The 17588-nt window shown below is 58.6% G+C and carries 22 protein-coding genes, 1 tRNA gene and 1 pseudogene; 15 read left to right on the top strand and 9 right to left on the bottom strand.

Translation table 11 applies throughout. The features are described 5' to 3' along the window. Positions 1–67 precede the first annotated feature (67 nt). The 6 genes from GEM_RS15275 (at position 68) to GEM_RS31860 (ending at position 3558) form a co-directional block, all read left to right on the top strand. The gene (locus GEM_RS15275) at positions 68–589 is read left to right on the top strand and encodes a ClpXP protease specificity-enhancing factor (RefSeq protein WP_014898289.1); all 522 of its coding nucleotides are present in this window, start codon (positions 68–70) and stop codon (positions 587–589) included. 19 nt (positions 590–608) lie between these two features. Then, positions 609–684 (top strand) — tRNA-Thr (locus GEM_RS15270). Between the two features lie 161 nt (positions 685–845). After that, positions 846–2072, top strand: coding sequence for a tyrosine-type recombinase/integrase (locus tag GEM_RS15265; protein WP_014898288.1), 1227 nt, complete (start codon positions 846–848; stop codon positions 2070–2072). Positions 2073–2328: 256 nt separating this feature from the next. Beyond that, on the top strand, positions 2329–2844 hold the full coding sequence (locus tag GEM_RS15260; protein ID WP_014898287.1) for a hypothetical protein: 516 nt from the start codon (positions 2329–2331) through the stop codon (positions 2842–2844). Between the two features lie 114 nt (positions 2845–2958). Beyond that, positions 2959–3273, top strand: coding sequence for a hypothetical protein (locus GEM_RS30085; protein ID WP_014898286.1), 315 nt, complete (start codon positions 2959–2961; stop codon positions 3271–3273). A gap of 141 nt (positions 3274–3414) precedes the next feature. Beyond that, positions 3415–3558 (top strand): hypothetical protein, encoded by a 144-nt coding sequence (locus GEM_RS31860; protein WP_014898285.1) that lies wholly within the window; start codon positions 3415–3417, stop codon positions 3556–3558. Positions 3559–3629: 71 nt separating this feature from the next. On the opposite strand, the gene GEM_RS15255 is transcribed toward GEM_RS31860, so the two are convergent. Next, the gene (locus tag GEM_RS15255) at positions 3630–3908 is read right to left on the bottom strand and encodes a helix-turn-helix domain-containing protein (protein ID WP_014898284.1); all 279 of its coding nucleotides are present in this window, start codon (positions 3906–3908) and stop codon (positions 3630–3632) included. A gap of 116 nt (positions 3909–4024) precedes the next feature. On the opposite strand from GEM_RS15255, the gene GEM_RS15250 reads away from it, so the two are divergent. The 8 genes from GEM_RS15250 (at position 4025) to GEM_RS15225 (ending at position 10955) form a co-directional block, all read left to right on the top strand. After that, entirely contained in the window at positions 4025–4465 is a 441-nt protein-coding gene (locus GEM_RS15250) for a hypothetical protein (protein ID WP_014898283.1), read from the top strand. 9 nt (positions 4466–4474) lie between these two features. Further along, entirely contained in the window at positions 4475–4960 is a 486-nt protein-coding gene (locus GEM_RS15245; RefSeq protein WP_014898282.1) for a hypothetical protein, read from the top strand. Between the two features lie 121 nt (positions 4961–5081). Then, positions 5082–5624, top strand: coding sequence for a DUF2628 domain-containing protein (locus GEM_RS29200; RefSeq protein ID WP_148283834.1), 543 nt, complete (start codon positions 5082–5084; stop codon positions 5622–5624). A 37-nt stretch (positions 5625–5661) separates the two neighbouring features. After that, entirely contained in the window at positions 5662–6471 is an 810-nt protein-coding gene (locus tag GEM_RS15235) for an alpha/beta hydrolase family protein (RefSeq protein ID WP_014898280.1), read from the top strand. A gap of 496 nt (positions 6472–6967) precedes the next feature. Further along, positions 6968–8128 carry a DNA-methyltransferase gene (locus GEM_RS30080; protein WP_014898279.1) on the top strand — a complete coding sequence of 387 codons (1161 nt, stop codon included), beginning with the start codon at positions 6968–6970 and terminating at the stop codon, positions 8126–8128. Then, positions 8112–8678, top strand: coding sequence for a hypothetical protein (locus GEM_RS31290; RefSeq protein WP_187293235.1), 567 nt, complete (start codon positions 8112–8114; stop codon positions 8676–8678). Before GEM_RS30080 ends, GEM_RS31290 begins: the two co-directional genes overlap by 17 nt. Before the next feature lie 11 nt (positions 8679–8689). Next, the gene (locus GEM_RS15230) at positions 8690–9649 is read left to right on the top strand and encodes an AAA family ATPase (RefSeq protein ID WP_014898278.1); all 960 of its coding nucleotides are present in this window, start codon (positions 8690–8692) and stop codon (positions 9647–9649) included. Next, positions 9636–10955, top strand: coding sequence for a 5-methylcytosine restriction system specificity protein McrC (locus GEM_RS15225; RefSeq protein WP_014898277.1), 1320 nt, complete (start codon positions 9636–9638; stop codon positions 10953–10955). Before GEM_RS15230 ends, GEM_RS15225 begins: the two co-directional genes overlap by 14 nt. Before the next feature lie 132 nt (positions 10956–11087). Here GEM_RS15225 and GEM_RS32515 read toward each other — a convergent pair. The 7 genes and pseudogenes from GEM_RS32515 to GEM_RS31855 form a co-directional block, all read right to left on the bottom strand. Next, a pseudogene (locus tag GEM_RS32515) lies at positions 11088–11213 on the bottom strand (helix-turn-helix domain-containing protein); the annotation flags it as partial. Positions 11214–11249: 36 nt separating this feature from the next. Further along, complete coding sequence (locus GEM_RS15220; protein ID WP_014898276.1) at positions 11250–11846, bottom strand: plasmid pRiA4b ORF-3 family protein; 597 nt, start codon at positions 11844–11846, stop codon at positions 11250–11252. Positions 11847–11884: 38 nt separating this feature from the next. Next, positions 11885–13468, bottom strand: coding sequence for an IS66 family transposase (tnpC, locus tag GEM_RS15215; RefSeq protein WP_014898275.1), 1584 nt, complete (start codon positions 13466–13468; stop codon positions 11885–11887). Between the two features lie 29 nt (positions 13469–13497). Next, positions 13498–13845, bottom strand: coding sequence for an IS66 family insertion sequence element accessory protein TnpB (tnpB, locus tag GEM_RS15210; RefSeq protein ID WP_014898274.1), 348 nt, complete (start codon positions 13843–13845; stop codon positions 13498–13500). Further along, the gene (tnpA, locus tag GEM_RS15205) at positions 13842–14228 is read right to left on the bottom strand and encodes an IS66-like element accessory protein TnpA (RefSeq protein WP_041490564.1); all 387 of its coding nucleotides are present in this window, start codon (positions 14226–14228) and stop codon (positions 13842–13844) included. The genes tnpB and tnpA overlap by 4 nt, the downstream gene beginning before the upstream one ends. Positions 14229–14277: 49 nt before the next feature. Beyond that, positions 14278–14763, bottom strand: coding sequence for a recombinase family protein (locus GEM_RS15200; RefSeq protein WP_014898272.1), 486 nt, complete (start codon positions 14761–14763; stop codon positions 14278–14280). 303 nt (positions 14764–15066) lie between these two features. Beyond that, a complete protein-coding gene (locus GEM_RS31855) occupies positions 15067–15237 on the bottom strand; it encodes a hypothetical protein (RefSeq protein WP_187293234.1) in 171 nt (56 codons plus the stop codon). 65 nt (positions 15238–15302) lie between these two features. Here GEM_RS31855 and GEM_RS15195 point away from each other — a divergent pair, with 65 nt between their 5' ends. Continuing rightward, a complete protein-coding gene (locus GEM_RS15195; protein WP_014898271.1) occupies positions 15303–16310 on the top strand; it encodes a hypothetical protein in 1008 nt (335 codons plus the stop codon). Between the two features lie 360 nt (positions 16311–16670). Here the strand turns inward: GEM_RS15195 and GEM_RS30070 are convergent, their stop codons facing one another. Beyond that, positions 16671–17492 carry a DUF2971 domain-containing protein gene (locus GEM_RS30070; RefSeq protein ID WP_014898269.1) on the bottom strand — a complete coding sequence of 274 codons (822 nt, stop codon included), beginning with the start codon at positions 17490–17492 and terminating at the stop codon, positions 16671–16673. Positions 17493–17588: the final 96 nt, after the last annotated feature.

Raw genomic sequence — 17588 nt, 5'->3', positions numbered from 1 at the left:
GCAATGAGGGCATGACGGAGCGGGCGGCGCGGCGTGCCGCGTACCCGCTCCGGGTTCGAGGATTGTGATGCAAGAGATTTCAACGAAGCCTTATCTGCTGCGCGCGCTGTATGAGTGGTGCACCGATAACGGTTACACGCCGCATATCGCGGTGAGGGTCGACAACTCGACGCGCGTCCCGCGTCAGTTCGTGCGTGACGGCGAGATCGTGCTCAACGTCAGCTTCGAGGCGACGAGCCAGTTGCAGATGGGCAACGAGTGGATCGAGTTCACCGCCCGGTTCTCCGGGAAGGCGCACAAGATCGAGATTCCGGTGGCCAACGTGCTCGCGATTTACGCGCGGGAGAACGGGCAGGGGATGGCGTTCCAGGTCGATGCAGTGGCGGGCGAGGGTGCGGATTCGGGGGCGTTCGACGAAGATGCTGCGCCGGCCGGTGATGTGCAGCGCGACGAGTCGCCTGCCGTGCTCACGCCTGTGGTCGACAGCGGCGCGAACGAGGAACCGTCAGAAGGTGCCGACGAACCGCCGAAAACCGACGGTGACGGCTCGAAAGGCGGTAGCAGACCTCGCCTCAAGATCGTGAAATGAGGTAGAATCTCGCGCTTACGCCGGCTTAGCTCATCTGGTAGAGCAGTTGATTTGTAATCATCAGGTGGCGGGTTCGAGTCCTGCAGCCGGCACCATATATCCATCCGCTGACGTACGGCGGTGACCAGAAAACCCCGTGAGATCATTGATTTTGCGGGGTTTTTTGTTTTTCGGCGTCCGTGATCGTGCGCTGATTGCTGGTATCGGTGATGGTATATTGGTTGGTATCGACGCGAAAAATGTTGGTATCAGTCAAATGTCCCTTACAGATACTGCAGTTCGGAACCTCAAGCCTTCCGACAAGCCGTACAAGCTTGCCGACGGCGGTGGCATGTACCTCCACGTTACGCCGAACGGCGGCAAATACTGGCGGCTCGCCTTTCGCCTGCACGGCAAGCAGAAGATTTACGCTCTCGGTGTCTATCCGCAGGTGTCGCTAGCCGAGGCGCGGCAGATGCGCGATGAGGCGAAAAAGCTCATCAAACAGGGGATCGATCCTGTCATCGAGCGAAAGCAGACCGTCCGACGCAGATCCGAGGAGCAGGCGACGACGTTCGAACTCATTGCCCGTGAGTGGCACAAGACGAAGCGATCGGCGTGGACCGAATCCCACGCAAAAAAGATCATGAATTCGCTTGAGGCCGATATTTTTCCGAGGCTGGGTGATCGCCCTATTGGCTCGATCAGCGCCCCTGACTTACTGATGGCATTGCGCGTGATCGAGAAGCGAGGGGCATTGGAGATCGCGGGGCGGGTTTTGCAGCGCTGCAACGCGGTCTTTCGATATGCGGTCGCGACGGGGCGGATTGTTGCCAACCCGGCGGCCGAGTTGCGAGGTGCGTTGAAGACGCCGGAACGCAAGCATCACGCCGCATTGGCGCACGACGAATTGCCGGAATTCTTGGCCAAGCTGGCCGGGTACGACGGTGATCCTCAAACCAGGTTAGGACTTCAGTTGATGGTTCACACTTTCGTTCGGACGGGCGAACTACGTGCAGCCAGCTGGGCCGAGTTCAATCTGGAATTGAGTGAATGGCGCATCCCTGCGGAACGCATGAAGATGCGGGAAGAGCACATTGTTCCGTTGTCGAAGCAGGCAGTTGCCTTGCTTCGGCAGTTGCAGGCCGTTGGCGCTGGTTCAGATCTCGTGTTTCCGTCGGGCAACGGGCGTCGCAACAAATGGATCAGTGAGAATACATTGCTCTACGCGTTGTACCGGCTGGGCTATCACTCACGCGCAACCGGACATGGGTTTCGTGCCACGGCGTCGACCATTCTGAATGAAATGGGATTTCATCCCGACTGGATTGAGCGGCAGCTCGCGCACGCCGAGCGGAACAAAGTACGGGCCGCGTATAACCGCGCGCTGTACCTGGCCGAGCGGAGGCAGATGATGCAGGTCTGGTCGGATTATCTGGATATTGCGGCTAGCGGAAAAGAGGTGGTGCTCAGCGATTTTCGGCGGAATTGGAGTGGCAATTAGTCGAATTTCGCCAGCCTGGCCAAAGTTATTTGGTCGACGCTAAGTGATTTGCCCCTGATAAAATGTGGTTAAGCCGAAAAGTTGCTCGCCACACCGCACTGCTCGGTTTTCCATGCGCCGCAGCGCACGCCTGAGCAAATCCGCCGGAGTTTGGCCGGATTTCGCCTCGAATTTTCCCTTCCGATCTGCCCGAAATGTCCGATGCCGCCAGGCAGGCGTTGCTGCGCGCTCTATTTTTGCGTTTTCAGGAGCTACCATGCCTGCGATTACCCTCCCAACCACCGTCGAGAGCACACCGACGACCTTCACGCCCGCGTTTCCATTCGTCTCACAGACCAACGACTTCGATGACGTCTTCGCGTGCGCCGCGATGCTCTCAGGCAAGACGATTGAGCAGGTGCGCGAGATCGCCATCGCCAAGACGCGGCATCCGGCTCATGGCCCGTACTACCTTGGCGAGTCGCAGATTGCGGCGCTGCTCGCGCAGTTGGGATTTGTCGCGAGCGTGTACAAGGAGATCTCCAAGGTAGCTGATCTGCCTGACGTAGCTTTTCTGTTGGTGGACTACTCAACGGAACTTGAGATGGGGCGACATATCTTGTTCCATCGCGGCCGCGCCACGCATGCGTCCGGCACGACGATCGAGTACGCACTTGACCCAGCACCGTGGCAGAAGCCGGCCGACCGCGTACGCACCAACTTCAAGAATATCGCCGGCCATTGGGCAATCGGTATCCATGCGATGAACACCAAAGCCGGAACGAGCAAGTAATCCCGCGTACCAGAACCGTAGTCACCCATCACCCAAGCATCAAGAGCCAGTGTTCGCAGCACTGGCTCTTGTGCGTTTACGGCCCTCGACGGTTGTTACCCAAACGGAGTTCCCATGACCTGCACTTACTCGAACTCGGCTCTACGCAGCCAACCGACCACGCCGCTATTTTCCTTGGGCCGAATTGTCGCGACGCCCGGCGCACTCGATCTACTCGACCGTCACGGCATCGCCGCCGACCAGTTTCTCCGTCGCCATGTCACGGGCGATTGGGGCGATGTACCACCCGAAGACGCGAAATCGAACTGGCAGGCAGTACGCCACGGCTCGCGCATCCTGTCGAGCTTCAGCGTTGCCGCCGAACGCTGCCGGATCATCACCGAGGCCGACCGTAGCGTGACAACCTTATTGCTGCCCTCGGAGTATTGAAGATGCCGAGCAACCCAACTACCGTCCGCGCGACCGAAACCGGCTTCGAACCGGCGTTCCAGCGCGTGCGGCAGGCAGGATGGGTTTTCGGCAATCGGGCTGCTCCATGCGTTCACGGCACTCGGGATCGCGAGCGGCGACATGGTCGCAACACATACCATCGCCATCGGCAGGCTGATGGTCGAGCTTGCCGAAGTGCTTGCGTATGCGCAGGGGCTGTCGCACGAGTGCCGTCGGTACACCGCCGATTACATGGGCGGCGGGAGAGCGGCCGTTGACGACTGATATTGCTTTGGACCATCAAAGCCGGCCGACATCGGCACGGCGTGCGCTGCTGCCGGCATACCGGGAACCCGTCACTGTGCCGTATCGCCGAGCTTGCTCGCAGTGGTTTCGCCGTCGCGTTCCCGCTCGGCAACAAGCGCCGCCATCGCCACACCGAGCGCGCTGGCAATCCGCGCGATGTTGCAGATGGAGATATTGCGCTCGCCGCGCTCGACCGAACTGACGTAGTTCGGATGCAGGTCGGCCGCCTCTGCGACCTTCTCCTGAGTCAGTTCCTTAGCCTTGCGGATGCGGCGCATGTTGGCCGCAAACAGAAGTTGCGCTTCACACTTTTGAGTTTGGTTAGGCATGCCGGAAGTGTTCCGGTGCTGTCGGCCTAATACCACACACTTTGAGTTTGGTTTGGAGTAAAGTACGCGCGATAACCAAACCCAAAGTGTTATTTCTACCTTGCGGGGAAATTTCGATGAAACGAGTCTTTCTCGCGGCCGTTCTGGCCGCGTCGATATCCATTGCCAACGCACAGCACCTGTCCGATCAGGACATCACCCTGATGGCTGCCGCCCAAAAGGCGGTGAAGACGTACAAGCAGGGCGGGGTGGCGGGCATCTTCTCGGCCGTGAACGAGTGCTACGGTCACCTGCGCCAAGGTCGCAAGGGACTTGATCGGAGCGTCGAGTTTTGCGTCGCGCTCGATATCAGCGGCATCTTCATCGACTCGGAAATGGCAAGCGCTGAGGGCTTCCCGCGCGATCCGCGTTTCATGGATGCGGCGGCAGCGGACCGCATGAATGGGGTTCTGCGGCGATACGGACTCAGTGCCAACGATGACGACACCCGCGCGTACTTTGCCGCCCGTGTTGAGCGCATCAAGAAATACACCAACGACGCGATGCAACTCGGGTAGGAGCGGAAAATGAAGCTGATGACATTCGTAATCGCCGCCGCAGCATCGGCGGCGGCCTTCGCGGTCATGCCGTGCCATGCGGCCAGCAAGGCCCAGGTCGCCCACTATGAAAAGCAGGTCGAACGGGTCGCTTCGAAAGAGTGCGATGGCGATACCGGCGACGGCGTAGCAACGTCGGCGTACTCGGGGAACCTCACGGGCGTCGGCCCAGTGACCGTCATTTCGGCCCTGTCAAACGGCTGCGCGGGCGGACAGGCTCCGCGAACCTGGCTTTGGGTGTTCCTTCCCGACGGCAGCGGCAGTCAGGCCAGCCAGCCCCCGAATTCAGTCGAATCGGTCGGATTCGACGGCGACCAGATCGTCGTCAAGAGTCTCGAGGTGGGGCAGGAAGATTCGCCGAACTTCCCGAGCCATCTGACCCAGCTCGTCTACAAGGTGGTAGGGCGAAAGCTGGAGCTATCCGGCAGTAAGCTTCTGGCAATCAAGAAAGAGTGATCGGATTTAGACGGTGGCGGGCACCGTCTGGTGGCGGCGGCTCGTTTCACCGGCGCGGTACGTCGTCGCTCCTGAGCCGCCGCAACGGCAGTCTTCTGCCAGTTCGATCTCACGATGAGCCGTGACACGGCACGTCGATACGGACCAAGGGATCAGCACTATGGCGTTTTGCGAGCAGTGCGGCACACAGTTTTTGGAAAGCGCCCTTTTCTGCGCGGGATGCGGCAAGGCAATCACGTCCTCGGTCGCAGCGCGGTCAGCGCTCCGCTCGTCGCGAGCGGTCGCCGATGATGACCTCTCCGGGCTGCCGGAAAAGTGGCGGCAACGCTTTGCGGCCATTGAGAAGGCTGGCGGCGAGCGCGCTCGATGGTGGCGGTGGCCCGAAGTGAACCGACTGACCGTGAAAGAGAAAAGGTTGATTACATCGAACCTGTGGGCGTTCGTGTTCGGACCGTTCTATTACCTGTATCTCAGGATGTGGCGAAAGGCCATCACGCTGTCGCTCGTCGCGCTGGCGCTCGACGTCATCCTCGGTATCGCTGGCGATGCCCTAGACGTTCCGGTTGACCGCTTTCTCTGGATCGTGTCGGCCGTCATCATCAGGCAGTGCGCGAACGTCGATTACTATCGCAAGACCGTCCTCAAGCGGAGGGAATGGTGGTGATATTGCAACTGACCGAACACTCGACAGGAACCCGTGCATGAGACGCCTCTATTGCGCAGTGACTGCGTTGCTCATCGCCGCGCACGTGGCGGCGGCTCCGCTCGATCACGGCGACCTCGTGACCTTCCCGACGCGTGATGGCGTGACGCAGAGCATCTTCATCGAGTCGCCATCGCCGAATCCGCCACTGGTCGTCATCCTGTACAGCGGTGGCGACGGAACCACCCGGCTCGATCAGAATGGCGCGACGAGCCAGCATGGAAACTTTATCGTGCGTACCGCCCACTTTTGGGTCCAGCATGGCTACGCGGCGGTCCTGACTGACGCGCCGTCCGACATGCAGATGCGCGGCATGGACGACTACTACCGTCGCAGCAAGGATGCACTGGCTGACCAGAGGGCAATCGTTGCACAAGTTCGCCAGCACTTCCCAAACTCAAAAATCGCTCTGGTAAGCACGAGCCGTGGGACCGTCACGGTCGGCAACGTGCTGGAGCACGCACCCGAGCTGGCTGACGGGTACGTGCTGACCTCGCCCGAGTCGGTTGCCATCAAGCATCCCGGCATCTCCGACCTCGACGTGCCGGAGCAGTACCGCAGCAAGGTGCTGATCGTCTCCAACAAGAATGATGTCTGCCCCGTCGCCAACTATGCTGGCGGCCAGCGTCTGGCGTCGCGCAATAAGGTTGCGTTCGTCACGGAGGAATCAGACGAAGGCGGTGGCGACAGGCAATCTGACTGCGGCGGTCATTCGCCGCACGGCTTCCTCGGCATCGAAAGCAACACGCTGAAAGACATCAACGACTGGATCGGCCAGAAGCTGCAAGCCACTACAGCCGCGCAGTAGTCTTCTTCCACAAATCGATCGTGAACCGACTCATCAACCGCGCGGCCCGCGAGGCAGCACGCCAAAGGCTGGTTTCGTGGCCCGCGCGAGACGCGGCCGTCAAGTAGGCGGTGACCCGGCCAGAACCATTTTTCTCACAGTGAACCGGGCGCACTGCGCGCCATTTTTATCCCGCTGCCGTATCTACCTGTGCTCAATGCCGGGGCTTCGCGCTCTGGCTTTTTTTTCGTCAATAGGACCGGAGCGACAGGGATTTCCCACCATCGGTGGTCCCATGTCCTGCAACCGATGAGTTCGGGACATAACAGCATTGGCCGCTATTTGACGGGGACAGAGCGCACAACAATTCGCTTGCCGACGACGGCGCCGTACTCCAAAATACTGTACGTTTACACAGGCGTACGAGCCGACGGGGAGGCAGCGAAAGTCCTCGACGACTAGCTTTTGCGTCGGTATACTTTCACGAATTCGCCGACAGTTGAAGCCCAAGACGCCAATGAGAACCAAGTCAGAACCAATCGCCTTCGGAAGCATCTCGCCCGCGGAAACACATCGATACCATGCAGACGCTCGCCACATTCCCATCGGCGACTCCTCCGTTGATCTGATCGTAACTTCGCCCCCATATTGGAAGAAGCGGGACTACGGGTTCGCCGGCCAGATCGGACAGGAGCCCACCCCGAGTGAGTATGTGATCAACATGATTGAGTGCATGCGCGAATGGCGCAGGGTGCTCAAGCGTACTGGCTCGATTTTCATCAACGTGGGCGATTCATACAACGCGCGCACGCTAGCAGGCGTACCGGCTCGACTTGAGGCCGCTGCGATCGATGACGGTTGGATTGTTCGTAACCGTATCATCTGGACCAAGGAAAGCGGTATGCCAGAGCCGGCAAAGAACCGGCTTGCGAATCGACATGAGTACATTATTCACTTCGTGCGGTCGCCAAAGTATTTCTACGACTTGGTTGGATACTCGGAAGCAATCGGGAACGGAGCGAATCCGGGTGACGTATGGAATATCCCTCTTAAGCGGAATATGGGGGATCACCTTGCCCCTTTTCCCGACGAAATTGTCCGTCGGGCTGTCTTGCTCGCTTGCCCGCGAGCCTCTTGCCCCGTCTGCGGACACATTCCCGAGCGCGTATTTGAACGTACCGCACAACTTGACACGAACCGGCCGCAGGCTAAGCGTGCCATGGAGATCGCGAAGGCGGCAGGCCTGACGAAGTCCCATATTGCGGCGATTCAGGCGACTGGCATCTCTGATGCGGGCAAGGCACTGAAAGTGCAAACGGGTACAGGGCGGAACTCAGCAGAAGTACAACGCCTCGCCTCGGAGGCCAAGGCAGCTCTCGGCGGCTATTTCCGTGAGTTCACGTTTGCTAAGAAAGCTACAGTCGGCTGGACGACGTGCAATTGTTCAGTTCCTTTAAGCCCTGGTGTTGTGCTCGACCCATTCATGGGGACCGGGACAGCGCTTACCGTGGCTAACGAGATGGGACGTTCGGCGATAGGTGTTGATCTGGCTCCTAAAACAGATGATCATGTCTGGGGTCAATCAATAGCGATACCGGACGATGTCGAGCCCCTCGAACCTTTGGCAACTAAACGGAAGCGCAGTACGCGAAGCGCTGGACTTGCTTTGCAAGACTAGGATACACCCCGCCTATGCGGGATATCTTTGTCTCAAGCGCACGTCTCGGGCAGCGGGCGCAGTATCGGGGCTGCGACCGAACTTCCGCGATTTCTTTGATACTTTTCTTGCGGTCCCTGGTGGGCCAATTAAGAAGCCATACGTCCTTCCCTTCGTCGCGCAAGGTCAAGGGAAGGCCGACATTTGGTTCAATCAAAATGTCGCTGGCTCGTATGCACCTTCCTCGATTCGTTCGCAGTCGCCGATGAGGCAAGTTTGCGCGTTCTCCGGCTCGCGGGGTGACGCCGAATTCAGTCTAATCGCAAATCATTCGGATGGCGCCAAGACGTACATGTTGTTCGGCGGGTTGGTGCCGGTCGATGCTCTTAGTATATTTCTATATCGGGATTATTCATTTCGCGGTGAGTCGCCGGGTGGTGACGATTTAATTCGGATTTTTTGCGACGAGTTTGGATTCCGCGAGGGCATTGCAGACGAAGGCGCGCAATACAGCAAGCTATTTCATGAAAGTGGACTTCATAGTAGCGCGAATCTGTTTGTCAACGTTTGAGGCCTGTCCTAATGCTAGAGAAACTGGAAAAGATTCGCGAACTGGCTGCTGAGGATCTCGGAATACCTCGCCCCGAGACGGCTCCCAGTGCGGATTCTCCTAATGTAATGGACTTGGCTTCATCGGAGACCGGGGCGATCGCGGACGAGCAACTTGAGATGGTTGAGCCCGACGACCCAGTCTACCGCCGTCTACTGGAATTGCTTGCCGACGGCTTTGGTGGCGTGATCTTCACCGGCCCACCAGGCACCGGAAAGAGCCGCGCAGCTCGGAGAATTGCCGCGAGGCTTGCTGGTGGCGACCGCTCACGGCTTTTCTTTATTCAATTCCATCCGGCCTACCAATACGAAGACTTCATCGAAGCTTACGTTCCCACTGAGCAAGGGGGCTTCGAGCTTGCCGACAAGACTTTCCTGCTGGCGTGTAGGGCTGCGATAGAGTTGGATGACACGGTGGTGGTTGTCCTCGATGAGTTAAGCAGGACCGATGTCATTCGAGTTTTTGGAGAGGTTCTCACATATCTTGAACCTTCAAAACGCGGATTTCCATTTATGTTGGCTTCCGGCAGGGAGTCGATTGTCCCAAAGAAGCTCGTCATTCTGGCAACGATGAACCCGTGGGATCGGGGCGTTGAAGAACTGGACCTAGCATTCGAGCGCCGGTTTGCGAAGATTGCGCTTGAACCGGATGTGGCCGCGTTAAATGAAATGCTGAGCGGCTCCAGCTTGTCCGACCTACGCAAGCAACGGCTTGAGCGGTTCTTCCTGATCCTACATCGTCATCCGAATCCTCTCTGTAGGCTCGGACACGCTTATTTTCAAACCGTGAGAGATGATGCTTCGCTGATCCGACTCTGGGAAAACCAACTCACCTTCCATTTCGACCGGGTGCTGAAGCGTAGCCCCGACGAGCTTGCCTCTATACGTGCGGCGTGGGCAAACGTGATCGCAGATCAGAATGACCAAACCTGAGATCCGGGTTGTCAAGGAATACGAACCGGTTGAGGTGGACTCGTCCCTTTTCATGAATGGGGCGGAGTTGCTCGTCTATCCCGGGGTGCTAGAGAGAGATTACATCAGTATCCGCTGGAGGAAAGGGCGCCCTGTGTTTTTCGCGGGCGGCTATGTCGGCATCATACCGGTAAATGATCGGCTCGTTCTGGACGTTAGACCAAAGGTGCCACTTGATAATCTCGAACGGATTATTAGGCTCTCGAATCATGCACCGTATGAATTGTCGGGACTGGAGCGCAGTTACGCGAGTCACAATGAGGCGACAGCGCCCATCGAGGACTTTTTGATTGACTCATTCCTCGATAAGGTCGACGCGATACATGAAAGTGGCATGCTCAGGGCTTACCTGCGACGGGAAGCGGAGGGGGACTTTCCGAAGGGGCGTCTCAACATGGGCCGAACGATTAGTTTGCAGGCGAGAGGGACCAGAAAAGTTGCATTCGGCTGGTCGGAGCGCGGCATCGATACCCCGCAGAACCGGTTGATAAAGCTCGCGCTGCTTCGGGCTATTGGGGCCGACAGCGCAGCACGGTCGAAGAGACGGAAGGCTAGGTTAGCGCTGCACCTTGAATATCTTGAGCAAGTTGCGGAATGCGAGGCGACTGACATCCTTGAACATCGACTAATAACGGATCTGGATACTGTCCCGGACACGCGCGACTACTATCGGCCGGCGATGGCGCTGGCGAAGCTAATTCTACAGGGCGGGGGACTCGATTTTTCGGCTTCCGGGACGGATGTTTTTGCCAACTCGCTGCTGCTCGATCTAGACGTCGCATTCGAAGGGTACGTCCGATTTGTATTGCAAGATTTAAACGCGACTACGGCAAACTATCGGGTCTTCGATGGGAACGTCGCTGCCGGTGAAGGGCGGAAGAAAGAGCTTTTGAAGCGGACAGACTTTCCTGAGCAGATAGAACGAACCATAGATGCAACACCCGACGTTGTAATTGAGATGTACGCGCCTCCGCGACTCCCTGCCAACATCGTGCTTGACATGAAGTACAAGGAGACGAAGACAGTCGCCGAGAGAAGCGACCTCAATCAACTAATTGCATATGCGGCATCGTATGCTTCAGACGCTGCCGTCTTTGTGTTCCCGTCTCGGTCAGAGGATCAGCGAGGACTGCAATGTTTGGGGCTGGTCGGAGGAATTCCGGTCTACCAATACTTTATGAATTTGGGCGCTGCGAACATCCATGACGAAGAGCAGCGCTTGAGGGGCATGGTGGAAAGGGTTTTCCTGCAACGCCCTCCTTCGTAAATATCGGACGCTTCGTCGTACAAGGGACGCAGCCAACGTAGTCAAGAACAAGCATGCCGGTTAGGCGCCATCGCTGGCCTACACGGAGACCCAATTCGACGCGTCGCTGACGTGGTTCGTAGGAATCGACAGCTAACGATCTGCTGTGCAGTATCGGTGGACGGTTACTCGATCGACGCCAAAATGGCGTGCCAATTGGCTGCGGTTTTCGCCAGCATGGAAACGTTGCTTTAGTTCGGCCTGCTGCTCCGGCGTGAGCTTAGTAAGCGAGTCCTCAGCCCCGTCTTGACATCGTTATCGATTGCCCCATCGATTGGTAGCCAGTCGCATCAATGCGGCGTTGGCGGCACGTATGTCGAATAGCTCCGGATCAAACCCTGGACCGATCCATTGCCGATAGTGATCGGCTTCCTCGCTGTCGGGGCTGTCGCGCAAGGTGGTCAGGAACATCTCATATCCGGGCGCACCACCGACATCTTCCGGCGGACACGCGCGAGCGCCATCGATGATCCGGGACTCGCCCCATGATTCATCTTCAATCGTTTCAATGTTCTCGATCACGATCTGGTGATCCCAGCCATCACCGAAGTCATATCGGTAGATGATGCGCGAGTCGGGTCGCAGGACTTTGCCCAGCTTTGCTTTCCGGTCGTCGAACGTTTTGGTCAGGTCCATGAATTCCAATCCGGCCTCTATATCGAACTGGGCATATGTCTTGCCGTCGATCAGGAAGTCGTGGAGATGGGTGTCCTCCCACCCGAAGGCGGCCTGCAGGATGTGATGCAGCTTGCGCAGCGAGTCAGGCCCTTCGACGACGATCCGGCGCCAGATGTGCGGCTCGATATACAGCAATTGCACGTGCAAGGTGTAGCGCTGGAACGACTTGGCCATCTGAGCTCCGGGGTGAGGGTGTCAGTGGCATTATCCCTTCACGAGGCTAGGACGGTCACACGCCAGGGCAACAGTTCATCGCTCCGGTTGATCGGGTGATCCGCGATGCGCCCGAGCACATGACGCAGATACGCCTCGGGGTCGATGCCGTTGAGTTTGGCCGAGCCAATCAGGCTGTAGATTGCCGCCGCCCGTTCGCCGCCAGAGTCCGCGCCGGCGAACAGGTAGTTGCGACGGCCGACGGCTACACTACGTAATGCCCGCTCGGCGGGTAGATTGTCGATCTCTAGGTGCCCGTCATCGCAATAGCGCGTCAATGCCGCCCACCGATTCAAGGCATACAGGATCGCCTGACTCGTGTCGGATTTGCGCGAGAGTGTTCCCAGCATGGCGGTCAGCCATGTGTGGAGTTCGTCGAGCAGGGGTTTGGCATGCGTTTGCCGGTGGGCCTGCCGAGCATCGGGTGGTTCGCCCCGGATTTCGTCTTCAATGCGGTAAAGCGCACCGATGCGCTCCAGTGCCTTGGTGTTCAGCGCATTCGGCCGTACAGCATGAATATCGTAGAACTTGCGCCGCGCATGCGCCCAGCACGCGGCCTCGACGACATCCCCACGCTCGTAGATCTTCTGGTAACCGCCATAGGCATCGGCCTGCAGCGTGCCTTTGAACCTGGCAAGATGCTGTTGCGGATGCTCGCCTTTGCGGTCCGGGGTGTAGGTGAACCAAACCGCCGGCGCCGTGGTGTCGCCCGAGTTCCGATCATCGCGCACATACACCCACAACCGTCCGGTCTTGGTCTTGCCGTTGCCTGGCGCGAGCACCGGCACGGGAGTATCGTCGGCATGCAACTTCGTAGCCGCCATTACGTGCCGACGCAGCGCATCGACCAGAGGTTGCAACAGATTCGCGCCGTGGCCCACCCATTTCGCCAAGAGCGAGCGATCGAGTTCCACGCCTTCGCGCGCATAGATCACCGACTGACGATACAGCGGCAGATGGTCCGCGAACTTCGCCACCAGCACATGCGCCAGCAGGCCGGGGCCGGCCAGGCCACGTTCAATTGGACGGCTGGGCGCCGGCGCCTGGGCGATGTGATCGCAACACGTGCAAGCCAGCTTCGGCCGCACATGACGGATCACACGGAAGCTGGCAGGTACGTATTCGAGTTGTTCGGACACGTCCTCGCCGAGCAGCTTTATCGCGGCACCGCATGCCGTGCAGATCTCGCCTGATTCGGGCAGGTACGTCAGCACCTCGCGCGGCAGATGTTCCGGCAATGGCTTGCGTTGTATCTGCTCCGCGGCTGTACGCGGCGTCTTCGGGAGTTCGATCGGCGTGGCGCCTTCGTCGGCTTCGAGATCTTCCAGCTTCAGTTCGAGCTGCTCAATCTGGCGATCCAGTTTCTCCGAGCTGCGCCCGAACGCCATGCGACGGAGCTTCGCGATCAGCAGCTTCAGATGCTCGATCTCGGCCTTGCCCGTAGCCACCACGGCCTCGTGCGATTCGACCAGGTCTTCCAGATGGTCAATGCGTGCGTCGCGTTCGCGGACCTGGGCATCACGCTCGAGCAGCAAGGCCTTGAGCGCTTCGATGTCGTCTGGATAGGCGTTGGCCGTGGTCATGTCCGCAGTTTACGCGGGCGCCGGGTGGTTTACAACGCCGAACTCGGTTCGGTCGTGCGGACCGGCTGCCGCCAGTCGATGCCTTCGAGCAGCATCGACAGCTGGGCCTGGCTCAGATAGATCACGCCACCATCGGCCCGCGGCCAGACGAAGCGGCCTCGTTCCAGGCGTTTCATCAGCAGGCACATGCCGTCGCCGCTCCACCACAGCACCTTGACCAGGTCGCCACGCCGGCCCCGGAACACGAATACGTGGCCGCTGAACGGGTCCCGCTCCAGCACGGTCTGAACCTTTGCGGCTAAGCTGTTGAAGCCCGAGCGCATGTCGGTCACACCAGCGGCCAGCCAGACGCGTGTGTGGCTGGGCAGGCCGATCATGCCGACCCGCCACGCAACATGCGAAGCACCAGCGTCAAGGTGCTTTCGTCGGGCGTGCCGTCAATGCGTACGCGGGCATTGCCGACACTGATTTCGATGGTACCGGTCTGCACGGTTTTCGGCGTAGGCACCGGCGGCGTCGGTACGATCTCGGTAGCCGGTATTTCTACCTTCACCGGCAGCAAGCCCACCGGATCATATTCGCCAGCGCGCAACGAACGGCGCCATTTGAATACCAAGTTCGCGTTCAGGCCGTGTTCCATCGCCAAGCGCGCGACCGACACGCCGGGCTCACAGGCGAGTGTCGCCAGTTGCCGACGGAATTCGATAGGATGATTCGGTACGCCTTTGCGGCCGATTCTCTTCGGTGCCTCTGTGGTCAAAGTAGTCCCCGCTACTCGAAGTGGTGGGCACTACTCTGGCAATTTATCGTTAGGCCGTCGAGACGGTGCTCAGGACTCGCTTACTGAGCTTAGGCTTCCGGCCTAGATATTTTCCACTCTCCAGACGTGCACGCGCGATGCCTTCGCGCTGCCGCTCCTTCCTGATACCGTGTTCGAATTCTGCAAAAGCGGCGAACATGGTCAGCGCCAACTTGCCGGCAGGCGTCGCGGTATCGAATCCGTGGGCGATTATTACTAGGCGTACGCCTCGCGCACTCAGCGTGTTGATTTGAGTCAACACGTCAATCGTGCTGCGGCCAAGCCGGTCGAGCGCATAGACGACTAGCGTATCTCCCTCGCGCAGATACTTTGAGCACTCGGCCCAGCCGTCGCGACTGTCGGCGGCCGTGGTGCCGCTCGTCGCCTCATCGGCAAACTCCCTTTCGACTTTCCAGCCAGCGATGGTGATGGCTCGCCGCTGGTTTTCGACCGTTTGCTCGGCGGTCGAGACGCGCAAATACGAAATGATGCTCATGGCAATGTTCGCGGTTGTTGCAATAGCGTATGTGCATCATTTTGTTATGGCCCCAATATATTTGCAACAGTTTGCGCAACACTGCTAACTTTGGTTCAGGCTGTTGCGCTGGCGTTTAGCCAAATGCAACAGCAGTCCTCCGCGTGCTTTGACGCGCCAGCCGCAATGGCCTGGGCCTTCTCTTTTGTTCGGGGCACCGGCGACCTTCGTACGTGGCCGGGTGGAGGGTTATGGCGCTTTTTTGTGCGCGGCGCTCGCGCTGCTGCTCTGCGGTTTTCGCCAGCGGTATTGCGCGAAGCGCACTCAGCCCGCATCACTCAGTCCGTTGACCTCACCGCCGAAATTCGTTACATTTTCTACCCCGGTTCGACCTCCGGTTCGCTCGATAAATTCCGGCCACGTTATTTCATCGAGCGTCACATTGGCTGCGGTAAATCGGCTCTTGCCGATCAAGATGATGGGTTTTTTGCTCATTTCCTAGTCACGGGAAAGGGTGTGGGGTGGCCGGCATGTCCTGAACCAGAACGAGGACTGTGCAAATGTCTGAACGAAACTCATATCGTCTTACCGCGCTTGGCCGCACGTACGATGTGCGCCGCGTGTTCCTGAACAAGAAGCCTGACTTTACCGAGGACGTCTCGCGTCCCTCGGGCGGTGACGCATCTTCAGATTCTGCCAAATCGCGCCCCACATACCGCCGTCCGCTGCTGCTGCCCACGTCGCCCTTCGAAGTCGAAAAGATGGATCGAGAAGGCGTGCTTGAGAAAGCCAGTTGGGTAACGGATACACTCTTGCTCACTGTCGACGATCTGCCCGTGTCCCGCGCGGAGACGTTGAAGGACCTGCGTGCGAAGGCGCTCGCCGAATTCGAAGGCAGCGAGCTGTCGAAACAGCAGAAGTACGATCATCACACGCGCAAGCGCTTCGGCAAGAGCCACAATGACCTCGTGGCTGAGTTGCGCGAGGCGGTTGTCGAGCGCTTCAAGGTGGCTTTTGACGGCATCCTCTATGTGATGCCGATGGAGAGCTGGCGGCAATCCGGCGCGCGTGAAGTCGTGCGCGGGTACGAGATCGCGGCCAGCCGGCAGGTGATCAACGAGATGCTCCAACTGGCGGGTAGCGGCCACGTTCACTCGCAATACCTCGCAGCCCTGTTGTTGTGCTTCACGCAGCGAGGCTTGACCAAGCGCAGCGTAGAACTGCTGCTCCGGGCGCACGAGAATGCGCATCCGCAGGCACTCGAAGCGTTGGGCCGCCTCCTGCTCGCCCAGGGTGAACACGTCGGCGCCATGCAGGCCGCGCTACTTGCGATGCAAGGCGGCTACCCGGACGCAAAGCACACCATTGACGAGGTGCAGCGTTCGATGACCATGACGGTGGTGATGACGCAAGGCGGCCCCGTGCCAGCCTTCATGGTGGTGCTGCACGGCCTCGACGACAAGTATCAGGCTCTCGCGCGCACGTACTTCCCCGATTGGTTCCCGAGCGAAGCGGATCGCGCTGCTGCGTTCTTCAGTCGCTTCACGAAGGGTGACAGCCATGTGTGATCACCTAGACCACCAAGTCGAGCCGGACGAAGCCGAGGAAGTGCTGTGTCGCGTATGCGGGTGCGAAACGGGCGAGGCGGATTTCGAACGCATCGACGACGAGTTCAACCCGCGTAACCCGATGTGTCCGGACTGTCAGGCTGAGGCGCGTTTGCGCAGCCAGACGTGCGAGTTTTGCGACGAGCCCGCTGAGTACGAGACAGACGCAGGGCCTCTGTGCGACGAACATCACTCGCAGTACGTCGATGGCTTCATAGGCCGCGACTAGCAGCAGGGCCGCCTTCTGTGGGGCGGCCCTATTCTTTTTGTGCCGCCAGCACGCCGCGTTGGGCACTCCGGCAAACTTTATGGGCGACCTCCTTAGCAATCCACAACCCGCAGGCCGTCGCCAGGTACGGGCGTGATCCGTTTTCTCAAAACGTGCGGTGCGCGCGCCTGTAGTGCCTGCTCGACTTGCTCCAGCACATCGGCACTAATCTTCGAGCCAAATATCACTTCCTTGACGGCCGCGGGTGGTACGTCGAACAGGCAAATTTTCTTGCCTTCGGGGCCGTCAACGATTTCAGAAGCTTGTGGCAAATATTTAATGATTCGCCATTCCTTCTCGTATTCCCAACTTCGTGCCTTTGTGAAAAACACTTCCTTTGGAATATCGAGTTTTCCTGGCTCGACATAAACAACCGGAGAAGTATCAGTGTAGACAACGTTCATCAGTTGCCCGCAGACCCTTGGTTCCTCGGGTTTTGGTTGAAAGAATTCGCTACTTGTGTCCAGCCCGATGGCTAGGCCTTTATATTCATCGGCATAGTGCGCCCACATCGGCGCACTACAAGGATCTTCAGACAGAGACAGAACGCCAACGTTCTTGTTGGTGGTTCGCATGAATGTTTCGTAGATTTTCTTCACCGTCGCAATTGGATCGAACTGTCGTTCGAGCTGCTCGGCAGCCGCAGCGATACGTGCCCACGCCTCCTCAGGCGATAGATCGGGATTCGACAATAGAAGGCGGAAGTAGGCGGACTCAATGTTGCGGCTGGTAATGTCACGTGCATATGCAGCTGGATCACGCAATCGAATGTCGGGTACCAGTTCCATCGGATCGTTCAAGTCTTCTGCCGGAGTAAAGCGGAATTTGAAGTTCGAAAAAAATCTGGCCACGGGGACGTACTTATAAATCAGCATTTGGTAGGTCTCTTCGCTCGGTTCGTCAATGAGTTGTTGGGGAGGTTCAAAAGGTCAGGGGCGACTACTTACGGAACTCCGTGAATAGTCGCTCAG

Origin of the sequence: Burkholderia cepacia GG4, assembly GCF_000292915.1 — a bacterium.
GTDB classification, from domain to species: domain Bacteria; phylum Pseudomonadota; class Gammaproteobacteria; order Burkholderiales; family Burkholderiaceae; genus Burkholderia; species Burkholderia cepacia_D.
Note: the sequence above shows the minus strand (reverse complement) of the source record. Positions and strands in the feature narration are given on the sequence as shown.

Bases quoted from the DNA above. Each gene is read 5' to 3' on its own strand.
- GEM_RS15275 (WP_014898289.1), top strand. From the start codon at position 68: ATGCAAGAGATTTCAACGAAGCCTTATCTGCTGCGCGCGCTGTATGAG.
- GEM_RS15265 (WP_014898288.1), top strand. From the start codon at position 846: ATGTCCCTTACAGATACTGCAGTTCGGAACCTCAAGCCTTCCGACAAG.
- GEM_RS15260 (WP_014898287.1), top strand. From the start codon at position 2,329: ATGCCTGCGATTACCCTCCCAACCACCGTCGAGAGCACACCGACGACC.
- GEM_RS30085 (WP_014898286.1), top strand. From the start codon at position 2,959: ATGACCTGCACTTACTCGAACTCGGCTCTACGCAGCCAACCGACCACG.
- GEM_RS31860 (WP_014898285.1), top strand. From the start codon at position 3,415: ATGGTCGCAACACATACCATCGCCATCGGCAGGCTGATGGTCGAGCTT.
- GEM_RS15255 (WP_014898284.1), bottom strand. From the start codon at position 3,908: ATGCCTAACCAAACTCAAAAGTGTGAAGCGCAACTTCTGTTTGCGGCC.
- GEM_RS15250 (WP_014898283.1), top strand. From the start codon at position 4,025: ATGAAACGAGTCTTTCTCGCGGCCGTTCTGGCCGCGTCGATATCCATT.
- GEM_RS15245 (WP_014898282.1), top strand. From the start codon at position 4,475: ATGAAGCTGATGACATTCGTAATCGCCGCCGCAGCATCGGCGGCGGCC.
- GEM_RS15235 (WP_014898280.1), top strand. From the start codon at position 5,662: ATGAGACGCCTCTATTGCGCAGTGACTGCGTTGCTCATCGCCGCGCAC.
- GEM_RS30080 (WP_014898279.1), top strand. From the start codon at position 6,968: ATGAGAACCAAGTCAGAACCAATCGCCTTCGGAAGCATCTCGCCCGCG.
- GEM_RS15230 (WP_014898278.1), top strand. From the start codon at position 8,690: ATGCTAGAGAAACTGGAAAAGATTCGCGAACTGGCTGCTGAGGATCTC.
- GEM_RS15225 (WP_014898277.1), top strand. From the start codon at position 9,636: ATGACCAAACCTGAGATCCGGGTTGTCAAGGAATACGAACCGGTTGAG.
- GEM_RS15220 (WP_014898276.1), bottom strand. From the start codon at position 11,846: ATGGCCAAGTCGTTCCAGCGCTACACCTTGCACGTGCAATTGCTGTAT.
- tnpC (WP_014898275.1), bottom strand. From the start codon at position 13,468: ATGACCACGGCCAACGCCTATCCAGACGACATCGAAGCGCTCAAGGCC.
- tnpB (WP_014898274.1), bottom strand. From the start codon at position 13,845: ATGATCGGCCTGCCCAGCCACACACGCGTCTGGCTGGCCGCTGGTGTG.
- GEM_RS15200 (WP_014898272.1), bottom strand. From the start codon at position 14,763: ATGAGCATCATTTCGTATTTGCGCGTCTCGACCGCCGAGCAAACGGTC.
- GEM_RS31855 (WP_187293234.1), bottom strand. From the start codon at position 15,237: ATGAGCAAAAAACCCATCATCTTGATCGGCAAGAGCCGATTTACCGCA.
- GEM_RS15195 (WP_014898271.1), top strand. From the start codon at position 15,303: ATGTCTGAACGAAACTCATATCGTCTTACCGCGCTTGGCCGCACGTAC.
- GEM_RS30070 (WP_014898269.1), bottom strand. From the start codon at position 17,492: ATGCTGATTTATAAGTACGTCCCCGTGGCCAGATTTTTTTCGAACTTC.